This is a genomic window from Rhodococcus sp. SB1D (assembly GCF_048573875.1).
Lineage (GTDB): Bacteria > Actinomycetota > Actinomycetes > Mycobacteriales > Mycobacteriaceae > Rhodococcus_F > Rhodococcus_F qingshengii.
The window spans coordinates 1-18699 of sequence record NZ_JBMAIQ010000012.1 but is presented as its reverse complement, the minus strand read 5'-3'; the positions used below and the strand labels follow the sequence as shown (position 1 = coordinate 18699).

Sequence of the window (18699 nt, the reverse complement as noted above, 5' to 3'; positions counted from 1 at the left end):
ATGGAATTCGAATTCGACGACAACTTGTCCGCCGTGCGGGATCTGAGTGAATCGATCTTCTCGGCGAAGTCCGGAGTGGACCGCCTGCGGGAAGTGGAGGGCGCCGGCGGTTTCGACGCCGAACTGTGGAAGCTCCTCGCCGACTCCGACGTTCTGGGAATTCCTCTGCCAGAGGAAGTCGGGGGAGCGGGACTCGGAATGCTAGGCCTGGCAGCGGTGCTCGAACAACAAGGCCGCCGGGTCGCCCAGGTGCCGCTCTGGTCGGTGATTTCGACGGCAGCGCTGCCGATTGCCGAGTTCGGCAGTACGGAGCAGAAAGCGTCGTGGCTTCCGGGACTGCTCGACGGCTCGGTGATCGTCACCGGCGCCTTCGACACCGGCTACAACGCCGAGACGGCAGTTCGCGCCGAGCCGGCTCCTGACGGCTGGGTTCTGTCGGGCCACGTCGACTCCGTACCGGCCGCCGAGTTCGCTGCCGCACTGGTGGTTCCGGTGACGATGCCGGACGGCAGTGTCACCGTGATGATCGTGCCGACGGACCGGGACGCGCTGGTGCGTACACCGCTTGCGGTGACGAACCGCGAGAGCAACAGCGCTGTGCAGTTCGACGGGGTTGCGGTTACTGCAGCTGACGCACTTCCCGCGGACGGCGCGGTGGTTCGAGACTGGACGTTACGACGTGCGCGGGTCGCTCTGGCGGCCCTGGCTACCGGCGTCTGCGAGGAAGCGCTGGCGATGACGGCGAAATACACCTCCGAGCGAGTGCAATTCGGACGTCCACTCTCGACCAACCAGGCAGTTGCCGTCCGGGCCGCCGACGCGTACCTCGACACCGAGAGCACAAGATTGACCACCCACCGCGCTGCCTGGCTGATGGACAGCGGAGTCGAGAGTGAAGCGGAAGCGGCTGCGCTGGTCGCCAAATGGTGGGCGTCGCGCGGCGGTTTGTGCGTGGTGCACGCGACCCAGCACATGCACGGCGGAATCGGCGCGGATGTCGACTATCCGATTCACCGCTATTTCCTGTGGGGACGGCAGATCGCCTTCACTTTGGGGAGCGCGGGGGCGATAGGCGCCGAACTCGCCGATCAGTTGGAGATCCGAGCCCAGATCGGGGCGTCGGCGTGAATATCTGAGACGACAGGTTCCAGTCACGGGCAGCGCGCCGGCAATCATCGCGCTACTCTGCCCTTCGTGAATCGCACCAGTTCGTTCATCAGGCCGTTGGTTCCGCGGGACCCGCACGAGCCGCACCGGGTGGCGACGCCGCTCGAACTGCTCACCGACCTCTGCTTCGTCGTGGCGGTCGCTCAAGCGGCCACCGGCCTGCACCACGCGATCAGCGAAGGGCACGCGGCTTCGGGCGTCGGGCACTTCGCGATGGCGTTTTTCGCGATCTGGTGGACGTGGCTGAATTTCACGTGGTTCACCTCGGCGTACGACAACGACGACGGAATCGCCCGGCTGCTGACCATATTCCAGATCCTCGGATCGCTGGTCCTTGCAGCCGGCATCGTCCGCTTCTTCAACGACGACGCCCTGCTGATCATCGTCGGCTACGTCATCATGCGAATAGCACTGGTCATCCAATGGCTCAGGGTCTCGCGGAACGACCCCGAGCATGCGCTCACGGCGCGTCGATACGCTCTCGGAATCGTGTTGGTCCAGATCGGTTGGATCGGTTTCTACTTCGTGCCGTCCGCCGTTTACGTCCCGACGTTCCTGGTGTTGGTTCTGTGCGAATTCGCGGTACCGATCTGGTCGGAGAAGCCGGGCATGACGCCGTGGCACCCGCATCACATCGCGGAGCGGTACTCGTTGTTCTTCATCATCGTTCTGGGCGAGACGATCCTTTCGACCACCATCGCGATTCAGGACGCGGTCGACGGTGAGCATCCGGCAGCGCAGGTCACCTACGTCGTGATCGGCGGCATTCTGATTGTCTTCAGCCTGTGGTGGTTGTACTTCCAACGCAATGCAGGCGAAGTGATCGGCGGTGACAACGTCTCACCCTTCGTCTGGGGGTTCGGTCACTACTTCATCTTCGCCGCCGCTGCCGCCATCGGTGCGGGGTTGGCCTCGCGCGTCGACTTCTGGACTCATCACGGTGACGGCAGCGCGTTGGTGACGGGTGCTGCCGTCACCGTTCCGGTCGCGGTCATCCTTGCCGCCTTGTGGTTCATCCACATTCGACTACACGACTCCTCGGTACGCACCCTCGTGCCGTTCTCGGTCGCGATAGTCGTCGTGCTCGGTGGTACCTACACCGCGGTGCCCGAACTGGTCGCGGGACTGGCCTGCGCCGCGCTGTTGGCCGTGGAACTGATTCTGACCGAGGGCAAATCCGAAACCGTCTGAGCGCTCATTCGGCGGCAAGGAATATCGCCTTGGTGACGGCGACGGTTTCCAACGGTCCCTTCGACGGTCCGACCAGCACGGTCCACCGATCTTCGGAACGATCGATCGGATAGGTGTTTTCGGCCCACACGATGGGGGTATCCGCCCCTTGCCCTCGGCAGGAGTAGGCGCCCGCCAGACGGGGGTCGGATTCGGTAGAGGGCCACGAACCGCCGTGTCGGACGCGGCAGAGAAGACCGTTCTCGAGTTCGAGCCCGAAGGGAGTCGGGTCGGCGGGCGGCGGATAGGCCTCGACGCCGTCGACTCCCCGAGCGGTGATCAGTTCTGTTCCCCAGGGAAATTGCAGGCAGAGAATCGAATCGGGCTCCGGACCGGGCCAACACGCGTCCGCCCCGTCTGCGGTGCTTCCGCAGGTGATGACTCCCGGCGTGACAGCCGACTGTGATGCTGCGTAGCACTCGCTGATCTTCATGGCCGGCGTTTGGACGCTCCAACCGGATTTGGGTTTGCCGGAACCGTCGACGGCAACAAGATTCACGATCTCGGTCGGGGTACCGCCTGCCGATGATCCCGCAGTCGCAGGCAAGCATCGGCAGAGGACTATGCGGGTGATCGTTCCCTCATCCGCCTTCTTGCCTTCGGGTGTGAAGGTGATGCGATAGCCGGTTCCCGCTTCGGTGTCGGCCGGAAAGACTGCGACGGATTCCCCGTCGGAATTGGTTGTGGCAGTGAAGGGACCGTAAAGTTCGGCGGCACGCTGCATCTTCTGGCCGACGGTCAGTCCGTCCAGTGTGGCAGCGCCGGTCCGGGGCGCGATTTCGACGAGAACGCCGTCGGTGAAGGTCAATTCGCAGTCCTGCCACTGGACGACCACTGTTCCGGTCTTCGATACCGGCGCAAGGTCGCCGGCGGCTTTCCGCGTTTCCTCCTCCGTCATGCCGATCCGAAGGTTGCGGAAGCCGCTGGTGGAGAGTCGCTCCCGTGCGGATTCGGGATCCGAGGCAACCGCCAGTCGTGCGGTGAGTTGCGCCGCGTTGGCAGCGTCGATCGCCATGCCCCCGGTTGCGTCGGCGATGCACTTCAGCTGGGCGGACGCAGCGGCGTCGAGCTTGAATCCGATGGTGTGGATGGTCAGGTCAGGATCGTGGGGCATCGCTTGGGTGGACTCACACGGAGGTTCGGTCGAGCAGGTGTCCTCCCCGTCGGAGACGAGGATGATCGTGCGCTCACCATCGGCGGGGAGTGCGGCGGCGGCTTGTTGAAGCGCAGCCATGATCGGCGTGTATCCCGACGCGGACAGCCCGTCGATTCCCGCTGCGAATGCATTTCGATCGAGTGGTCCGAGTGGCACGACGGTCTTGATGTCGCGGCAACCCGCGACCTTCTCGGCGTCGCTGCTACCCGTGGCGGTGCCGTACGCGATCAGACCGAGCGCAGCATCGTCTGGGAGGCCACTGACGAGAGTGTGAATCGCGTTCTTGGCGGCATCGATTCGAGGACCGGGAGCGTCGTCCTGCTTCATCGACCCCGAGGCGTCCAGCACGATGACGGTAGGCGCCGTTGCGCTCGCTTCTGAAGCCGGATCAGCAGTGACACTTACCTGCTGGGTCCCGCCTGCTTCTTTGGGCCCGCCACTGCCCTGCGTCGAACACCCGACGGCAATGATCGCAGTCGCCGCAATACAGATCGCCACACGAAGACGCATGGAACGAGGCTACGAGCTGACGTGGCCGGTCAACAGTCGTCCGAACGGACGACACTGGCTCAGCGAATCGCGAGTCGCTCCTTGCGGAGCTTGTCGACCTCGGGCAGATGCAGGGGTTCAAGCTCGTTCACACCCAAGGCGCGCATGAGCAGGAGGTCCGCGAGTTCGGGGTTGCGAGCCAAAGCGGGTCCGTGCATGTACGTCCCGATCACCGAACCCTGCACGACGCCTTCGAATCCGTCGCCGACGCCGTTTCCGACACCATGGGTGACACGTGCGAATCCAGAGGCTGAGCTACCCAGAGTTGTTCCGCCGCGGTGATTCTCGAAACCTGAGAGGGGCGCGGTGAGTCCGTCGATCAGCGGCTTCGTGATGACTTCGCCGATGGAACGCTTCTCCTGCGGCGAGGTTGTGACGTCGAGCATCGAGACACCGTCGACGCGTTCGCCGCTGGAGGTTTCGTACCAGTTGCCGAGCACCTGAATGGCAGCGCAGATCGCCAGAACCGGTGCGCCACGCTCTGCGGCGCGTTGCAGACCAGGGTATTTCGCGAGGTGACGCGTTGCGAGGCGCTGAGCGGAATCCTCGGCGCCACCCAACGTGTACACGTCGAGCGAATCGGGGACCGGATCGCTGAGGGTGATGTCCACGATTTCGGCGTCGTAGCCGCGCATCCGCAGACGCTGACGCAGGATCAGGGCATTGCCGCCGTCGCCGTAGGTGCCCATGACGTCGGGGAGTACCAGACCGATGCGAACTGTCGAGTCAGACATTGCGAGACTCCTTCGCGATGGCAGTGTTGAGGTCACGGAAGGCCGTGTAGTTCGCCAGTACCTCCACACGTCCGGGAGGGCAGGAAGCGATGGCGCGCAACGGGTCCGGGTCGAGAGTGTGCTCGACGCCCGCGTACGTGAGGCGAACTGCCAGATCTGTTCCGCGTTCACCGGCGGCCACTACCTTGACACCTTCGAAGTGCTCGAACTTCACGTCCCACAGCCAGGAGAGGTCCTCGCCGTCCGGCACCTGACCGTTCACCGCGATGACCAGACCGTCCACCGTGGGATCGATCATCGACAGCGCTTCCTGCCAGCCGGCGGGATTCTTCGCGAGCAGCATGTGAACGGAGTGCGGTCCGACCTCGACGGTGCTGTATCGACCTGCGACTTCTTGAACCGTCGATGCGGCGGCAACTGCCCCGACCGGATCTGCACCCAAAGCCGCTGCAGCCGCTACGGCCTGAGCTGCGTTGCCGCGGTTGGCTTTTCCGGGGAGGGTCAACGTCATCGGAATCTTCAGGCCGTCGGGGCCGTAGAGATTGTCGTCGTCGAGCCACCAGGTCGGCTCGGGCCGCGCGAAGTCGGAACCGGTACTGCGCCAGTGCTTTCCCTCCCACACGATGGGTTCGCCGGTGCGCGGGCAGCTGACGGAATCGCCGGCCCAACCGCCGCCGGCAGCAACCCACACGACGTTGGTGGCGTCGTATGCCACGGAGGTGACCAGTACGTCGTCGCAGTTGGCGACGATCACCGCATTCGGATGCGCGTTGACGCACGCGCGCAGTTTCCGTTCGATCATGTTGATCTCGCCGACCCGGTCGAGCTGATCGCGGCTGAGATTCAGCAGCACGATCACTTCCGGGTTCACGGCGTCGGCTACGTGGGGGACGTGCAGTTCGTCGACCTCGAGTGCCGCCAGCGTCGCATCGGTACGCGCGGCCAGGGCGGCCACGATCCCGGCATCCATGTTGGCGCCGTCGGCCTGCGTGGCGACGTCACCGAGTGTCGCGAGCGCTGCGGCGGTCATACGTGTGGTCGTCGACTTGCCGTTGGTGCCGGTGACCACGACGGTGCGCTTGCCGCGTCCGAGCTGAGTCATGAGCGTCGGGTCGATCTTGAGGGCGATCAGCCCGCCGATCATCGAACCCTTGCCGCGACCGGCCTTCTGCGATGCCCAAGATGCTGCTGCGGCAGCTCGCATGGCGAGCTTTCCGCGCGCTGTGATCGATAGTCCAGTTCCCACGGCCCGAGTTTGGCACAGGGCGTCGTCAGACGCCGAGTCGCGCCGGTGGTGAGGCTGCAGGTGTGTCCGAGAAAACAGTGTTCGCGGGCTTACGCCTCATCTGTGCGGCACTCGCTCCGGCGATCACGATGACCGCCCCGACCAGTGACAACGGGCTCGGATCCTCGTGCAGGAACAGCCAGGACGCGCCGATTCCCACGACTGGCACCAGCAAGGAGAGCGGCGCCACCATGCCGGCGGGATAGCGGCCCATGAGCATCGTCCAGAGCCCGGATCCGGCGATGGTGCCGAGCAGAATGATGTAGGCCAGTCCGACCAGCGACGGCCAGGCGTCGGCGCTGAATGCGGTGCCGAGTGCGTGCCAGCCGACTGTCGGGCCTTCGACCACGGCTGACAGTGCGAGCATCGGTAACGGCGGGATGACACACATCCACAACATCAAGCGCATCGGTGCAGGCTCGCCGACGGTGTTCGCCGCAGCCAAGCGGCTGCCGAGATTGCCGAACGCCCAGGACAGGCCGCCGAGGAGTGTGAGGACGACGGGCAGCAGTGCCGCGTGGTGCGAGCGGTCCCAGCCGATCAAGGACATCCCGCCAACGGCGACGGCGATACCGGAGACCTGCCAGACGCTGAGCTTCTCGCGGAGCAGGAACGCGCCGAGTAGGACGGTGAACGGTGCTGACGACTGCAGGACCAGTGATGCGAGACCCGTCGGCATCCCCGAATGCATCGCCCAGAAGAGGAAGACGAACTGGCCGAATCCGAAACCGAATCCGTAGAGCAGCAGCCAACGGAGCGGCACCTGTGGACGCGGCACGAAGATGACCACCGGAATCGCGATGATCAGAAACCGCAGCGCTGCGAAGAAGAATGGCGGGAAATGATCCAGGCCGACGCGAATGGCCAGGAAGTTCAGACCCCACAAGACGATCACGGTCAGGCCGAGGAGACGGTCGCGGGGGGTCATGCGTTAATCGTGAGCCTTACGAAGCATCAGAACAAGCGAATATAGATGCACTATCCATGTAGTTTTGCTACATGGATATTCGTCACCGTATGGATGCCACGCGCCTGCGAATCCTCCGCGAGCTCGCCGACCGAGGAACCGTCGGCGCTACTGCTCTCGCCCTCTCGATGACGCCGTCCGCCGTCTCGCAACAACTCAAGATCCTCGGACGAGAAGCGGGGGTCTCGCTCCTCGAACCGGACGGGCGCACGCTGCGCCTCACCGACGCGGGTCGAGCGCTGGTGCTTCGCGCCGACGACGTGGTGGCGGCGCTAGACCGGGCGGCGGACGAGATGGCGTCGTACCGAGGCTCGCCGCGGGGAAAGGTGCGAGTCGCGTTCTTTCCCTCCGGCGCGGCGCTCCTGCTGCCCGGTGTCCTGACGGCGCTGAAGAACTCGGACGTGGACATCGACGCCTACGACGTCGACAAACCGGCGTCCGCCGTCCCTGGACTGTTGGCCGATCACGATGTGATCCTCACCCACCGTGACGAACGCGGAGCCGAGACGTCGTTTCCCCGGGTCAGCGTGCAACCGCTGATGCGTGAACCGATCGATCTGGTGCTGCGGCCTGATCATCCACTCGCCGAGCAGGATTCGGTCCGGCTGGAACAATTGGCCGACGAGAACTGGATAAGCGTGCGCGGCGGGTTTCCGGTCGACGACGTTCTGCTGTCGGTTGCGTCGGTAACCGGCGTCCAGCCTCGCGTCGCTCATCGGATCAACGATTTCCGCGTCATCGAAGAACTGGTGGCGGCGGGCCACGGCGTGGCTTTGATGCCGCGATACGCGATCACGCATCCCGGAGTGTCGAGGAAACCGGTGGCGGGAGTGCGCGCTGCACGAGTTTATGAATTGGCAACTCGGTTACACGCCAACCGCAGTCCGGCTATCGGAGTCGTGCTCGACGCCTTTCGTGACGTCGCGCGTGCTGTCGGTGAATGAAGGGCCGTTGGTGAATGAACGGCTGTCGGTGAATGGGCAGCTGTTGGTGAATGAACACAAAACGGGAGCGACACGATTAGTGTCGCTCCCGTTTCGGTAGTGCAATCCTCACGGTTTAGTGAGGGTCGCTTAGTGAGGGCCGGTATCAGGCGAGAGCCTTGGCCTTCAGTGCTGCGAATTCTTCTTCACTGATGGTGCCGGCGTCGAGAAGTGCCTTTGCATCTGCGATGGATTCGGCCGGGGACTTTCCGGCAACCTCACGGATGTAGCTGTCCTGTGCGTTCTTGACCTGCTGCGCAGCCTCGAGGGACCGCTGTGCCATTCCGTCACTGCGAACGATCAGGTAGACGAGCGAGGTGAGCAGCGGAATGAAGAACAGGAAGACGATCCAGATTGCCTTCACCCAGCCGGAGGTCTTGTGATCGCGGAACAGGTCGGTGATGATCGAGAAGAGCAGGATCAAGTACGCGATGAACGCGAAGCTGATGATGATCAGCCAGAGGAAGTCCCAAAAGGAATCCATTGTCGAGCTCCATTTCACAAGTCGGATTTGTCTGAGCTGACTATCTCACGCGCACGTGGCGTCTGCATCATCCTCGATGGGTGAATTCTTTTTGTTAACTTCGCTAACCGACTCTTTCGGGACCAATGTCATGCCGAATCGAAAACATCGACCGAAAATCTTCAGTGCTCTGAAAACGACCCTGGCCCCACCCGAAAATCGGGTGAGACCAGGGATTGTTCACGAGTCGGGAGCTGAGTGTCAGCTGGCGCGGTTCACTGCCGAGACCACAGCGCGCAGCGAGGCCGTCGTGATCGACGTGGCGATACCCACACCCCAGACGACGGTGCTCTGACCCTCCGGGCCCGTCACGGCGCACTCGACGTAGGCCGCGGCCTGGGCGTCGTCACCGGCGGACATCGCGTGCTCGGAGTAGTCGAGGACACGAACGTCGAAGTTGATGCTTCCCAGCGCGTCGACGAAGGCAGCGAGTGGGCCGTTGCCGGTACCCGAGATCTCCTGCTCCTTGCCGTTCACCTTGACGATCGCGGTGATCGCATCGGTGCCGCCGTCCTCCTCGGACGCGGTGACCTTCTGCTTCATGCGCTCGAGCGGGGTGATGGGAGCGAGGTACTCCTCGTGGAAGACGTCCCACATTTCCTTCGGCGAGACCTCGCCACCCTCGCCGTCGGTGATCTTCTGGACCGACTGCGAGAACTCGACCTGCAGACGACGCGGCAGCACCAGACCGTGATCGGCCTTCATGATGTATGCGACGCCGCCCTTGCCGGACTGCGAGTTCACACGGATGACGGCCTCGTAGCTGCGGCCGACGTCCTTCGGGTCGATCGGCAGGTAGGGGACCTGCCAGAGAATGTCGTCGACGTCGGAGTTCTGGCTGTCGGCGTCGACCTTCATGGCGTCGAGGCCCTTGTTGATCGCGTCCTGGTGGCTGCCGGAGAACGCGGTGTAGACCAGGTCGCCGCCGTACGGATGACGCTCGTGGACGGGCAGCTGGTTGCAGTACTCGACCGTGCGACGGATCTCGTCGATGTTCGAGAAATCGATCTGCGGGTCGACGCCGCGCGTGAACATGTTCAGAGCGAGAGTGACCAGGCAGACGTTGCCGGTGCGCTCACCGTTGCCGAACAGGCAGCCTTCGATGCGGTCCGCGCCGGCCTGGTAGCCCAGCTCGGCTGCAGCGACACCCGTGCCGCGGTCGTTGTGGGGGTGCAGCGACAGGATGACCGAATCGCGGCGGGCCAGGTTGCGGTGCATCCACTCGATGGAGTCGGCATACACGTTGGGTGTAGCCATCTCGACGGTGGCGGGCAGGTTCAGGATGACCGGGTTGGCCGGCGTCGCACCCAGGGTTTCGGTGACGGCGTCACATACTTCCTTGGCGTACTCGAGCTCGGTGCCGGTGTAGGACTCGGGCGAGTATTCCCAGCGCCAGTTCGTGTCCGGGTACTTCTTCGACTCGGCGAGGACCAGTTCGGCGGCGTCGGTGGCGATCTTCTTGATCGTGTCCTTGTCGGCGCGGAACACGACGCGGCGCTGCAGAATCGAGGTGGAGTTGTAGAAGTGCACGATCGCGTTCTCGGCACCTTCACAGGCCTCGAACGTGCGCTTGATCAGCTCGGGACGCGACTGCGTCAGCACCTGGATGGTGACGTCGGACGGGATGGCGCCGTCCTCGATGATCTCGCGAACGAAATCGAAGTCCGTCTGGCTCGCGGACGGGAAGCCGACCTCGATCTCCTTGTAGCCCATACGAACCAGGAGATCGAACATACGACGCTTGCGCGCCGGGCTCATCGGATCGATCAGCGCCTGGTTGCCGTCGCGCAGGTCAACGGCACACCACTGGGGTGCTCGGTCGATGATCTTGTCCGGCCAGGTGCGGTCGGGCAGCGTGACCGTCTCGACCTCTTCGGCGAACGGGCGGTAGCGGAACGTCGGCATCGACGAGTTCTTCTGCGTGTTCCACGCAGGCTGGTCGGACGGTGCCGGCTTCGTGGGCGGGGTGATGGTGCGAGTGCCGGTGGTGAATGCGTCAGCGGGGGACATGGGTGTGATCTCCAGGATTGTGGACCCGGCCTGTTGACCTGTTGGTCAAGACCATGAGTCCGGAAGGCTTGGTCGACCGGCGCACAAAAACCCCGCGGCGGGAGGCCAGTCTGGATCAGACCCCGTCGCGGCAACCAAGAAGGAGTGCGCGCTGCATGCACAGCACTCTACTCCTGGATTTCGCGAGAAATCGGTGGGGTTCGCCCTCATGTCCAATTTGTCGCCGAATTGTGCTGCCGTTTCGGCCCCGAAAATGGTGGACTGTCGTCCATGGATCCCCGAATCGCCGTGGCGAGCACGTACCTCGACGCGCTCCGCAGTCACGATGGCAGTTCCGTACCGCTGGCTCCGGACGCGGTACGCCACGAGGTCGGGCTCAAGACCGGATTTTCGGGGAATCATTTGCGGCGCAGCCTTTCCGGAGGTCCTCAGTATCGCGTGATCCGCGACATTCGTGAGGTGGAGTGGACGGTCGACGGGGACGACCTGACGGCTGACTACCTCCTCGACGCCGGGTTGTTCGGGCGGAACCTGATGACCGTTCGGGTTACCGAGACCTTCCGGATACCCGCTGACGATCACCGCATTCACCACATCACCGCGAAGATTCGACCGGCGCGCGCCAAGCACACGTGATGCGCTCGACCGCTGGATCGTCTGTTCACTGCTGATCGTTCTCGCTGGTCTCGGTGCTGCCGGCTCGGTGCTCGCGCTGTTCGTCCACACCCAGGTGAACGACACCGACAGTTACGTCGAGACGGTTGCCCCGTTGGCTTCCGAACCTGCTGTCCAAGCGGCTGTCGTTGATCGGCTGACCGAGGAACTGACGCAGCGGTTGGACCGGTTTCCGCAGGTGGTGACGAGACAAGCCGAGAAACTTGTTCGGGAGGCGGCTCAGTCGTTGGTCTCCAGCGACCAGTTCGCGACGCTCTGGACCGCGGCCAACCGTCAGGCGCACGCGCAACTTGCTGCGATGGTGACCGGCAGAGCCACCGACGGCATCGTTCGGTCCGACGACAGCGGAACAGTCACCTTGTCCCTCGAGCCGATCATGACAGAACTGCGGACGAACCTCCGCGATCGCGGATTCACCGTCGTCGATCGTCTTCCGACGTTCGATCCGCAGTTCGAGATCCTGCAGTCCGACGAGCTGGTGCGGGCCCAGGACCTCTCGAACACTCTCGACCGGGCAGCGGCCTGGCTGCCGTGGGTATCGCTGGCCTGTGCGATCGCGGCCGTCGCAGTTGCGCCGAGGCGAATGCGCGCACTGTCCCTGGTCGGGCTGGCGACGGCGGTGGCGATGATCGCCCTGTTGGTGGCGCTGGCCGTCGTGCGGCGAGTCTATTTACAGAATTCAGACATACCGTCATCTGAGGCGGCAGTCGCGGTGTACGACGCGCTGGCAGTTTCGCTGGTCAGCAGTATCCGCGTGCTTCTCGCCTGCGGAGTTGCCGTCACGGTGGTCGGTTACGTTGCCGGTGGCTCGCGTTCTGCGACGTTGATGCGATCGCGGATCTCGCAACTGATCCCGCGCGGATCTGAGGCGAACAGCAGTACGCATCGGGAAGTCCCAGGACCACCTCGGTAAGCTCGACCTCTGGTATCTGTAAACAATTTCGACCTGGAGGTAGAAACGCGTGGCTCTCGTCGTCCAGAAGTACGGCGGATCCTCGGTGGCAACCGCCGAGCGCATCCGACGAGTCGCTGAACGGATCGTCGAGACCAAGAAGGCCGGCAATGATGTCGTCGTCGTGGTGTCAGCGATGGGCGATACCACCGATGAGCTGCTCGATCTGGCTCAGCAGGTGTGCCCTTCCCCGCCGGCCCGTGAAATGGACATGCTGCTGACCTCGGGTGAGCGCATCTCCAACTCCTTGGTAGCGATGGCAATTCACTCCCTCGGCGCCGAAGCTCGTTCGTTCTCGGGCTCACAAGCCGGAGTCATCACGACCGGCAGCCACGGAAACGCCAAGATCATCGACGTCACGCCGGGCCGTGTTCGCACTGCGCTGGACGAAGGCTCGATCGTTCTGGTCGCCGGATTCCAAGGCGTCAGCCAGGACAGCAAGGACATCACGACGCTCGGACGCGGTGGCTCGGACACCACTGCCGTGGCGTTGGCAGCTGCACTCAACGCTGACGTCTGCGAGATCTACACCGACGTCGACGGCGTTTTCTCCGCCGATCCGCGCATCGTCCCCGACGCTCACCGCCTCGAGACGGTTTCCTTCGAGGAAATGCTCGAACTCGCAGCGTGTGGTGCGAAGGTGCTCATGCTCCGGTGCGTCGAGTACGCCCGTCGTTACAACGTGCCTGTGCACGTCCGTTCGTCATACACCACCAAGCCCGGAACAATCGTGTCCGGATCGATGGAGGACATTCCTGTGGAAGAGGCCCTGATCACCGGAGTCGCGCACGATCGCGGCGAAGCCAAGATCACCGTTGTCGGATTGCCGGACACACCGGGACACGCTGCCAAGGTGTTCCGCGCAGTCTCCGATGCCGAGATCAACATCGACATGGTGCTGCAGAACATCTCCAAGGTGGAGACCAACAAGACGGACATCACCTTCACGCTTCCGACGGCCGACGGCCCCCGCGCCGTCGAGATCCTGACCAAGCGTCAGGAAGACATCGGCTTCACGCAGATCTTGTTCGACGACCACATCGGCAAGGTTTCCCTGGTCGGCGCCGGAATGCGGAGCCACCCGGGCGTCACCGCCACGTTCTGCGAGGCGCTGGCCAAGGCAGACATCAACATCGACCTCATCTCGACCTCTGAGATCCGCATCTCAGTGCTGGTCAAGGACACCGAATTGGACGACGCTGTACGTGTCATCCACGACGCTTTCGGGCTCGGTGGCGAAGAAGAAGCAGTAGTACACGCTGGAACGGGACGGTAATTTCTCATGACGACTATCGCTGTTGTCGGTGCGACCGGTCAGGTCGGCATCGTCATGCGCACTTTGCTCGAAGAGCGGAACTTCCCCGCGGACAAGGTGCGGTTCTTCGCATCTGCACGCTCCGCCGGTAAGAAGCTGCCCTTCCGCGGCGAAGAGATCATCGTCGAGGATGCGGCCGCCACATCGGATGAGGACCTGAAGGGCATCGACATCGCCCTGTTCTCAGCCGGTGCGACGCTCTCGCGCGCCCAGGCTCCGCGCTTCGCTGCTGCCGGCGCGACCGTTGTCGACAACTCTTCGGCATGGCGCAAGGATCCCGAGGTTCCCCTCGTGGTCAGCGAGGTCAACCCGCAGGACACGAAGAACCTGGTCAAGGGCATTATCGCGAACCCCAACTGCACCACCATGGCAGCGATGCCGGTGCTGAAGGTTCTGCACGACGAAGCGGGTCTGCAGCGTCTGATCGTCTCCAGCTACCAGGCCGTGTCCGGTAGCGGCATCGCCGGCGTCGAGGAACTCCTCGGCCAGGTGCGCGCCGTAGTCGGAGACGCGGAGAAGCTGGTTCACGACGGCAGTGCCGTCGACTTCCCGGCCCCGAACAACTACGTCGCCCCCATCGCGTTCAACGTCCTGCCTCTCGCAGGTTCGCTGGTCGACGACGGAAGCGGCGAGACCGACGAGGATCAGAAGCTCCGCAACGAGAGCCGCAAGATCCTCGGACTTCCCGATCTGTTGGTTTCGGGTACGTGCGTGCGCGTTCCCGTCGTGACCGGGCACTCGCTCGCGATCAACGCAGAGTTCGCCAACCCGCTCTCGGTTGCTCGCGCCAAGGAGATCCTCGCCGACGCTCCGGGCGTCGAGCTTGTCGAGGTTCCGACGCCGCTGGCCGCTGCCGGTGGCAACGCGTCGCTGGTCGGTCGTATCCGTCAGGATCCGGGTGTCCCGGAGGGACGCGGACTCGCGCTCTTCGTTTCGGGCGACAATCTGCGTAAGGGTGCCGCGCTCAACACGATTCAGATTGCCGAGTTGTTGGTCGGCTAGATCTTTCGTTCGGTACCGGCCCCGCACCTAGGTGTGGGGCCGGTGTCGTTTCGACCGGCGCTCTAGTCGAGTTCGGAAATGGCGACCAGGCCACCGAGGTACTCGGCATCCGAATACGCTTTGGCGAGTAGCACTCCGAGCTCACCGAGAGCTTCGGTGTCGCTGCCGTACGCAACAAACATGCCCGCTTCGGGATCGGTGCCGAAGCGGCCCTCCAGATGCGGTGCATCGCGGCCTACCACTGCGTGGGCGACCGACGCCCAGTCGTAACCGGAGCCTTCGAAACCCTCTACCTGCTCGAATGTCGATGCCACCTTGCCGAAATGCTGGTCGGTGAGCATCAGTGACCAGTTGCCCGGAGACGTTTCGAAAAGCTGTAGCGGTTCGATCGATGGTGATGTCATGCGTGTATTGAAGCAGATCCGACCGACAGGTTTCAGTCGGCCGCTAACGCCCGACCGATTGTGCGAGAGCCACGGCAAAACTGGAAAGTCGTTCTCGGGTATAGGTTTCGGGATCACTGACGGCCAGTCGTCCGAGCATTTCGGCGAACGACATCATGGTGTGTGCGAGGAGAACCGGATCAAGGCCTTCGAGCTTCGACTCGAGGGCAATCCCGGCGCGGGCCAGTTCTTCGGCGCGGGCGAAGACAGCTCCGCGAGAGAGCTTCAACAAGCCGTGATACTCGCTGGGGGCGTTCTCGACAGACGTCAGAATCAGGCGCCAGCGCGTCGGGTTCTCCAGTACGGCGTCGACGAAGGCGCCGACGGTCCCGGTGTACGACGCCGCTGGGCCGAGTTCGCTCAGATCTGTCGGCATGGTTTCGAGCACCTGAGCGATGGCTCGCTCGTGCTCGCGGCGCAGCAGTGCAGCGACGAGATCGGTCCTGGTATCGAAAATCGTGTAGAGGACGGGCTTGCCGACACCGGCTTCGGCAGCGACGGATTCCATGCTGAGGTTGTGCAGGCCAACGCGGCCGGTGACCTCGAATGCTGCGTCGAGGAGCTGCTCGCGACGTTGCTCCGGCGCCATGCGAGGGGCGTACTTGCGCCGCGGTGTATCCGTTGCGTCAGCTTGTGACCTGGTCATCGTGTGCATCACCTCCGGTCTCACCCTAATCTGCCTGCCACTTCTTCGTGAATAATACGCAACCGTTGTATTCATCGTCTGCAATTGTTACGGTGGCGTTGTATTCGAATGGTGCTCAGTGAGGCGCCTCTGCCGAGATCTCGAGGAGAACAACCGCTATGACAGCGTCGACCTCTTTAGTGCCGAATGATCTGCTGCTCCATCCCTCCACGTACGATCGGCCGGAGTTCGACGCGACCACGCGGAGACTGCTGGGCGCGACCGTCGACTGGTTCGAGGCGCGTGGAAAGAACCGACTCCTGGCCGACTATCACGACAAGACCTTTTACTCCGACTTCCTCGACTTCGCGGCGAAGGAAGGTCTGTTCGCCACATTTCTGACGCCCGCCCGCGACAGTGGTGGCGACTCTGACAAGCGCTGGGATACCAGTCGTATCGCCGCGCTGTCCGAGATCCTCGGCTTCTACGGACTCAACTACTGGTACCCGTGGCAGGTGACCATCCTCGGTCTCGGGCCGGTGTGGCAGAGCGACAACGAGACGGCAAGGGCGCGAGCAGCTTCCGCTTTGGCTTCCGGAGGCGTTGCGGCATTCGGACTGTCCGAGAAAGAGCATGGCGCGGACGTCTACTCCACGGACATGGTCTTGACGCCCAACGGCAGCGGCGGGTACCTGGCCAGCGGTTCGAAGTACTACATCGGAAATGGCAACTGCGCCAACACGGTCTCTGTCTTCGGCCGTGTCGACGGAGTGGAGGGCACTGATCAGTACGTCTTCTTTTACGCCGACTCGGACCATCCGGCATTCACCGTGGTGAAGAACATCGTTCCGGCCCAGATGTACGTAGCGGAGTTCTCACTCGTCGACTATCCCGTTGCGGCAGAGGATATCCTGCATACCGGCGAGGCAGCATTCAGTGCCGCACTCAACACCGTGAACATCGGAAAATTCAACCTGTGCTTCGGCGGAATCGGTATGTCGACTCATGCCTTGTACGAGACGATTACCCACGCGCACAATCGAATCCTGTTCGGCAATCCCGTCACGGCGTTCCCACACGTACGACGTGAATTCGTCGACGCGTACGCGCGCCTGCTGGCGATGAGGCTCTTCTCGGATCGTGCGGTGGACTACTTCCGCACCGCATCGCCCGAGGACCGCCGCTACCTCTTGTTCAATCCCGTCACCAAGATGAAGGTGACAACCGAGGCACAGAAGGTGATCGGACTGCTCTCCGACATCGCTGCGGCAAAGGGCTTCGAGAAGGACAGCTACCTCGCGGTGGCCAAGATGGATGTCGACGGGCTGCCCAAGCTCGAGGGGACCGTCGCCGTCAATCTCGCCCTGATCGCCAAGTTCATGCCGGCGTACCTCTTTGCCCCCGAGTCATTTCCGGCGATTCCGACGCGCAACGACGCAGCCGACGACGAGTTCCTGTTCCGTCAGGGTCCGGCACGGGGGTTGTCGAAAGTTCGATTCGACGACTGGCGAGCGGTGTACGCGAAGTTTGCGGATGTTCCCAACGTTGCACTGTTCGTGGACCAGGCAGAAGCGCTCGTGACCCTTCTAGCCGAAGCTGCACCGGATGCGGCGCAGCAGGTCGACTTGGACTTCGGCCTTGCGATCACCGAACTCTTCACCCTCGTCGTCTACGGCCAGTTGATCCTCGAACAAGCCGAGATCTTGGGATTGGACGAGGAGCAGCGGAACGGTGGGGTGCTGGATCAGATCTTCGATGTCCTGGTCCGCGACTTCAGTGCTGCAGCGGTGGAGTTGTACGGAAAACCCAGCGCCAGTGAAGATCAGCAACGGTTGGCACTCGCATCTATTCGGCGCCCCACGTTCGCGGCGGAGCGATTCGAGTACGTCTGGCAGCAAGTAGTCGCCTTGTCTGGTGCCTACGAAATGAACGGTGCCGGCTCAACGAACGGGGAGGAATGAAATGTCTGAACTGACGATGAATCGACCGCGTGAGGATTACGGCTTCTTCGGCCCAGGATCACCCAGTTGGAAGATCTGGGCCGCGCCGACAGCGCTGATCGGGTTCCAGCGGTCGGTGGTGCTCGAGCACTTCGACCCCTTCTTGGCTGCCGCAGTGGCAGACATGAGCGGGATTTACAGCGATCCGGCCGGGCGACTCGACCGAACCTTGGCGTACTTCCTGACCGTCGCCACTGCCGACGGGCGGACGGCATTGGCCTTGTCCGACCACCTCATGACAGTTCATGCTCAGGCCACGGGCATTGAACCGATCACCGGAACTCGTTACAGCGCAAACAATCCGGCGTCACAACTCTGGATCCACGTGACGGGTTGGCATTCGGTGCTCAAGTGCTACGAGATGTATGGGCCGGGCCCGCTTTCAGCTGTCGAAGAGCAGCGGTACTGGGAAGAATGCGTGATCGCTGCCGAACTACAGACATGCAAGACCTCCGACGTTCCACGCTCCCGAGACGAGGTACGTGAGTACTTCGCTGAAGTCAGGCCCAGATTGTGTACCTCCGAGCGTGCCAACCGGGCGATGCACTACTTGTTGAGAACACCGAGAGCACAGGGGAAGACGAAGTTCGCGACATTCAGCCGATTGGTCGCGCCGGCCACTATCGCGACTTTGCCCGGCTGGATGCGAACGATGGGTGGGTTCGATCAGCCAGCGTTGTTGGACAGAGCAATTGCGCCCGCGGTGCGAACGGCAGTCCGGTTGGGTAGTTCACCGAAGAACATGACCACTGCTCTGAAAGTCATTGCGCCGATGACGGGCAAGGTGTTGGAGCGCCACCTGCGTGACGAGCAACCCCTGGACCCGAGAGTTGTCACGCCAGCGGAGATTCGGGAGCGATTCCCGCGAGCCGCCAAGGTTGCGCAGGCCGTCTGACGGGTTCGCCACGGCCTGTTGGCACCGCATCGGGGGGATCCCTTCGATGCGGTGCTCGGCCGTGTTCTGTTGTGCCTGAGGTTCGTTCTCAGGTTTTGAATGTGGTGTTCGCTGGGCGCGGTTGCTGCCCGGGGTCGATCGAGGGCGGGGGAATGAACCAGGGTTTGTTGTCGACTCCGATGCGGATT

The 18699-nt window shown here is 63.1% G+C and carries 17 protein-coding genes; 9 read left to right on the top strand and 8 right to left on the bottom strand.

What is annotated here, in order from left to right:
• Both ACN50D_RS23900 and ACN50D_RS23895 read left to right on the top strand, forming a co-directional pair.
• On the top strand, positions 1-1128 hold the full coding sequence (locus ACN50D_RS23900; protein WP_212633858.1) for an acyl-CoA dehydrogenase family protein: 1128 nt from the start codon (positions 1-3) through the stop codon (positions 1126-1128).
• A 66-nt stretch (positions 1129-1194) separates the two neighbouring features.
• The gene (locus ACN50D_RS23895; RefSeq protein ID WP_047271595.1) at positions 1195-2358 is read left to right on the top strand and encodes a low temperature requirement protein A; all 1164 of its coding nucleotides are present in this window, start codon (positions 1195-1197) and stop codon (positions 2356-2358) included.
• Positions 2359-2362: 4 nt separating this feature from the next.
• On the opposite strand, the gene ACN50D_RS23890 is transcribed toward ACN50D_RS23895, so the two are convergent.
• Genes ACN50D_RS23890 through ACN50D_RS23875 form a run of 4 tightly spaced genes read right to left on the bottom strand, consistent with a single transcriptional unit; the run spans position 2363 to position 7049 of the window.
• On the bottom strand, positions 2363-4063 hold the full coding sequence (locus ACN50D_RS23890) for a vWA domain-containing protein (RefSeq protein ID WP_007731512.1): 1701 nt from the start codon (positions 4061-4063) through the stop codon (positions 2363-2365).
• Between the two features lie 59 nt (positions 4064-4122).
• Positions 4123-4836 (bottom strand): type 1 glutamine amidotransferase, encoded by a 714-nt coding sequence (locus ACN50D_RS23885; protein ID WP_007731510.1) that lies wholly within the window; start codon positions 4834-4836, stop codon positions 4123-4125.
• Positions 4829-6082: a Mur ligase family protein gene (locus tag ACN50D_RS23880; RefSeq protein WP_003943457.1), complete on the bottom strand. Its 1254-nt coding sequence runs from the start codon at positions 6080-6082 to the stop codon at positions 4829-4831. Before ACN50D_RS23880 ends, ACN50D_RS23885 begins: the two co-directional genes overlap by 8 nt.
• A gap of 25 nt (positions 6083-6107) precedes the next feature.
• Entirely contained in the window at positions 6108-7049 is a 942-nt protein-coding gene (locus tag ACN50D_RS23875; protein WP_003943484.1) for an EamA family transporter, read from the bottom strand.
• A gap of 89 nt (positions 7050-7138) precedes the next feature.
• Between ACN50D_RS23875 and ACN50D_RS23870 the strand changes: the two genes are divergently transcribed.
• The gene (locus ACN50D_RS23870) at positions 7139-8032 is read left to right on the top strand and encodes a LysR family transcriptional regulator (RefSeq protein ID WP_003943476.1); all 894 of its coding nucleotides are present in this window, start codon (positions 7139-7141) and stop codon (positions 8030-8032) included.
• A gap of 145 nt (positions 8033-8177) precedes the next feature.
• Here ACN50D_RS23870 and ACN50D_RS23865 read toward each other — a convergent pair whose 3' ends face one another.
• Positions 8178-8555 carry an SHOCT domain-containing protein gene (locus ACN50D_RS23865; RefSeq protein ID WP_003943489.1) on the bottom strand — a complete coding sequence of 126 codons (378 nt, stop codon included), beginning with the start codon at positions 8553-8555 and terminating at the stop codon, positions 8178-8180.
• A gap of 240 nt (positions 8556-8795) precedes the next feature.
• Complete coding sequence (leuA, locus tag ACN50D_RS23860) at positions 8796-10604, bottom strand: 2-isopropylmalate synthase (RefSeq protein WP_003943488.1); 1809 nt, start codon at positions 10602-10604, stop codon at positions 8796-8798.
• Positions 10605-10874: 270 nt separating this feature from the next.
• On the opposite strand from leuA, the gene ACN50D_RS23855 reads away from it, so the two are divergent.
• From ACN50D_RS23855 to ACN50D_RS23840, 4 genes are all read left to right on the top strand, one after another.
• Positions 10875-11240, top strand: a complete 366-nt coding sequence (locus tag ACN50D_RS23855; protein ID WP_003943492.1) for a hypothetical protein — start codon at positions 10875-10877, stop codon at positions 11238-11240.
• 67 nt (positions 11241-11307) lie between these two features.
• Complete coding sequence (locus ACN50D_RS23850) at positions 11308-12192, top strand: hypothetical protein (RefSeq protein WP_307850554.1); 885 nt, start codon at positions 11308-11310, stop codon at positions 12190-12192.
• A gap of 49 nt (positions 12193-12241) precedes the next feature.
• Positions 12242-13507: an aspartate kinase gene (locus ACN50D_RS23845; protein WP_003943494.1), complete on the top strand. Its 1266-nt coding sequence runs from the start codon at positions 12242-12244 to the stop codon at positions 13505-13507.
• Positions 13508-13513: 6 nt separating this feature from the next.
• Positions 13514-14548 carry an aspartate-semialdehyde dehydrogenase gene (locus tag ACN50D_RS23840; RefSeq protein ID WP_042447794.1) on the top strand — a complete coding sequence of 345 codons (1035 nt, stop codon included), beginning with the start codon at positions 13514-13516 and terminating at the stop codon, positions 14546-14548.
• A 62-nt stretch (positions 14549-14610) separates the two neighbouring features.
• Here ACN50D_RS23840 and ACN50D_RS23835 read toward each other — a convergent pair whose 3' ends face one another.
• On the bottom strand, positions 14611-14952 hold the full coding sequence (locus ACN50D_RS23835) for an Imm51 family immunity protein (protein WP_065351821.1): 342 nt from the start codon (positions 14950-14952) through the stop codon (positions 14611-14613).
• A 43-nt stretch (positions 14953-14995) separates the two neighbouring features.
• Positions 14996-15646 carry a TetR/AcrR family transcriptional regulator gene (locus ACN50D_RS23830; protein WP_007731498.1) on the bottom strand — a complete coding sequence of 217 codons (651 nt, stop codon included), beginning with the start codon at positions 15644-15646 and terminating at the stop codon, positions 14996-14998.
• Positions 15647-15795: 149 nt separating this feature from the next.
• Here ACN50D_RS23830 and ACN50D_RS23825 point away from each other — a divergent pair, with 149 nt between their 5' ends.
• Positions 15796-17577, top strand: a complete 1782-nt coding sequence (locus tag ACN50D_RS23825; RefSeq protein WP_193604650.1) for an acyl-CoA dehydrogenase — start codon at positions 15796-15798, stop codon at positions 17575-17577.
• Between the two features lies 1 nt (position 17578).
• On the top strand, positions 17579-18511 hold the full coding sequence (locus tag ACN50D_RS23820; protein ID WP_080961232.1) for an oxygenase MpaB family protein: 933 nt from the start codon (positions 17579-17581) through the stop codon (positions 18509-18511).
• Positions 18512-18699: the final 188 nt, after the last annotated feature.

Excerpts from the sequence above, each read along its gene's own strand:
- ACN50D_RS23900 (WP_212633858.1), top strand. The coding sequence starts at position 1 with ATGGAATTCGAATTCGACGACAACTTGTCCGCCGTGCGGGATCTGAGT.
- ACN50D_RS23890 (WP_007731512.1), bottom strand. The coding sequence starts at position 4,063 with ATGCGTCTTCGTGTGGCGATCTGTATTGCGGCGACTGCGATCATTGCC.
- ACN50D_RS23885 (WP_007731510.1), bottom strand. The coding sequence starts at position 4,836 with ATGTCTGACTCGACAGTTCGCATCGGTCTGGTACTCCCCGACGTCATG.
- ACN50D_RS23875 (WP_003943484.1), bottom strand. The coding sequence starts at position 7,049 with ATGACCCCCCGCGACCGTCTCCTCGGCCTGACCGTGATCGTCTTGTGG.
- ACN50D_RS23870 (WP_003943476.1), top strand. The coding sequence starts at position 7,139 with ATGGATGCCACGCGCCTGCGAATCCTCCGCGAGCTCGCCGACCGAGGA.
- ACN50D_RS23865 (WP_003943489.1), bottom strand. The coding sequence starts at position 8,555 with ATGGATTCCTTTTGGGACTTCCTCTGGCTGATCATCATCAGCTTCGCG.
- leuA (WP_003943488.1), bottom strand. The coding sequence starts at position 10,604 with ATGTCCCCCGCTGACGCATTCACCACCGGCACTCGCACCATCACCCCG.
- ACN50D_RS23855 (WP_003943492.1), top strand. The coding sequence starts at position 10,875 with ATGGATCCCCGAATCGCCGTGGCGAGCACGTACCTCGACGCGCTCCGC.
- ACN50D_RS23840 (WP_042447794.1), top strand. The coding sequence starts at position 13,514 with ATGACGACTATCGCTGTTGTCGGTGCGACCGGTCAGGTCGGCATCGTC.
- ACN50D_RS23835 (WP_065351821.1), bottom strand. The coding sequence starts at position 14,952 with ATGACATCACCATCGATCGAACCGCTACAGCTTTTCGAAACGTCTCCG.
- ACN50D_RS23830 (WP_007731498.1), bottom strand. The coding sequence starts at position 15,646 with ATGCACACGATGACCAGGTCACAAGCTGACGCAACGGATACACCGCGG.
- ACN50D_RS23825 (WP_193604650.1), top strand. The coding sequence starts at position 15,796 with ATGACAGCGTCGACCTCTTTAGTGCCGAATGATCTGCTGCTCCATCCC.
- ACN50D_RS23820 (WP_080961232.1), top strand. The coding sequence starts at position 17,579 with ATGTCTGAACTGACGATGAATCGACCGCGTGAGGATTACGGCTTCTTC.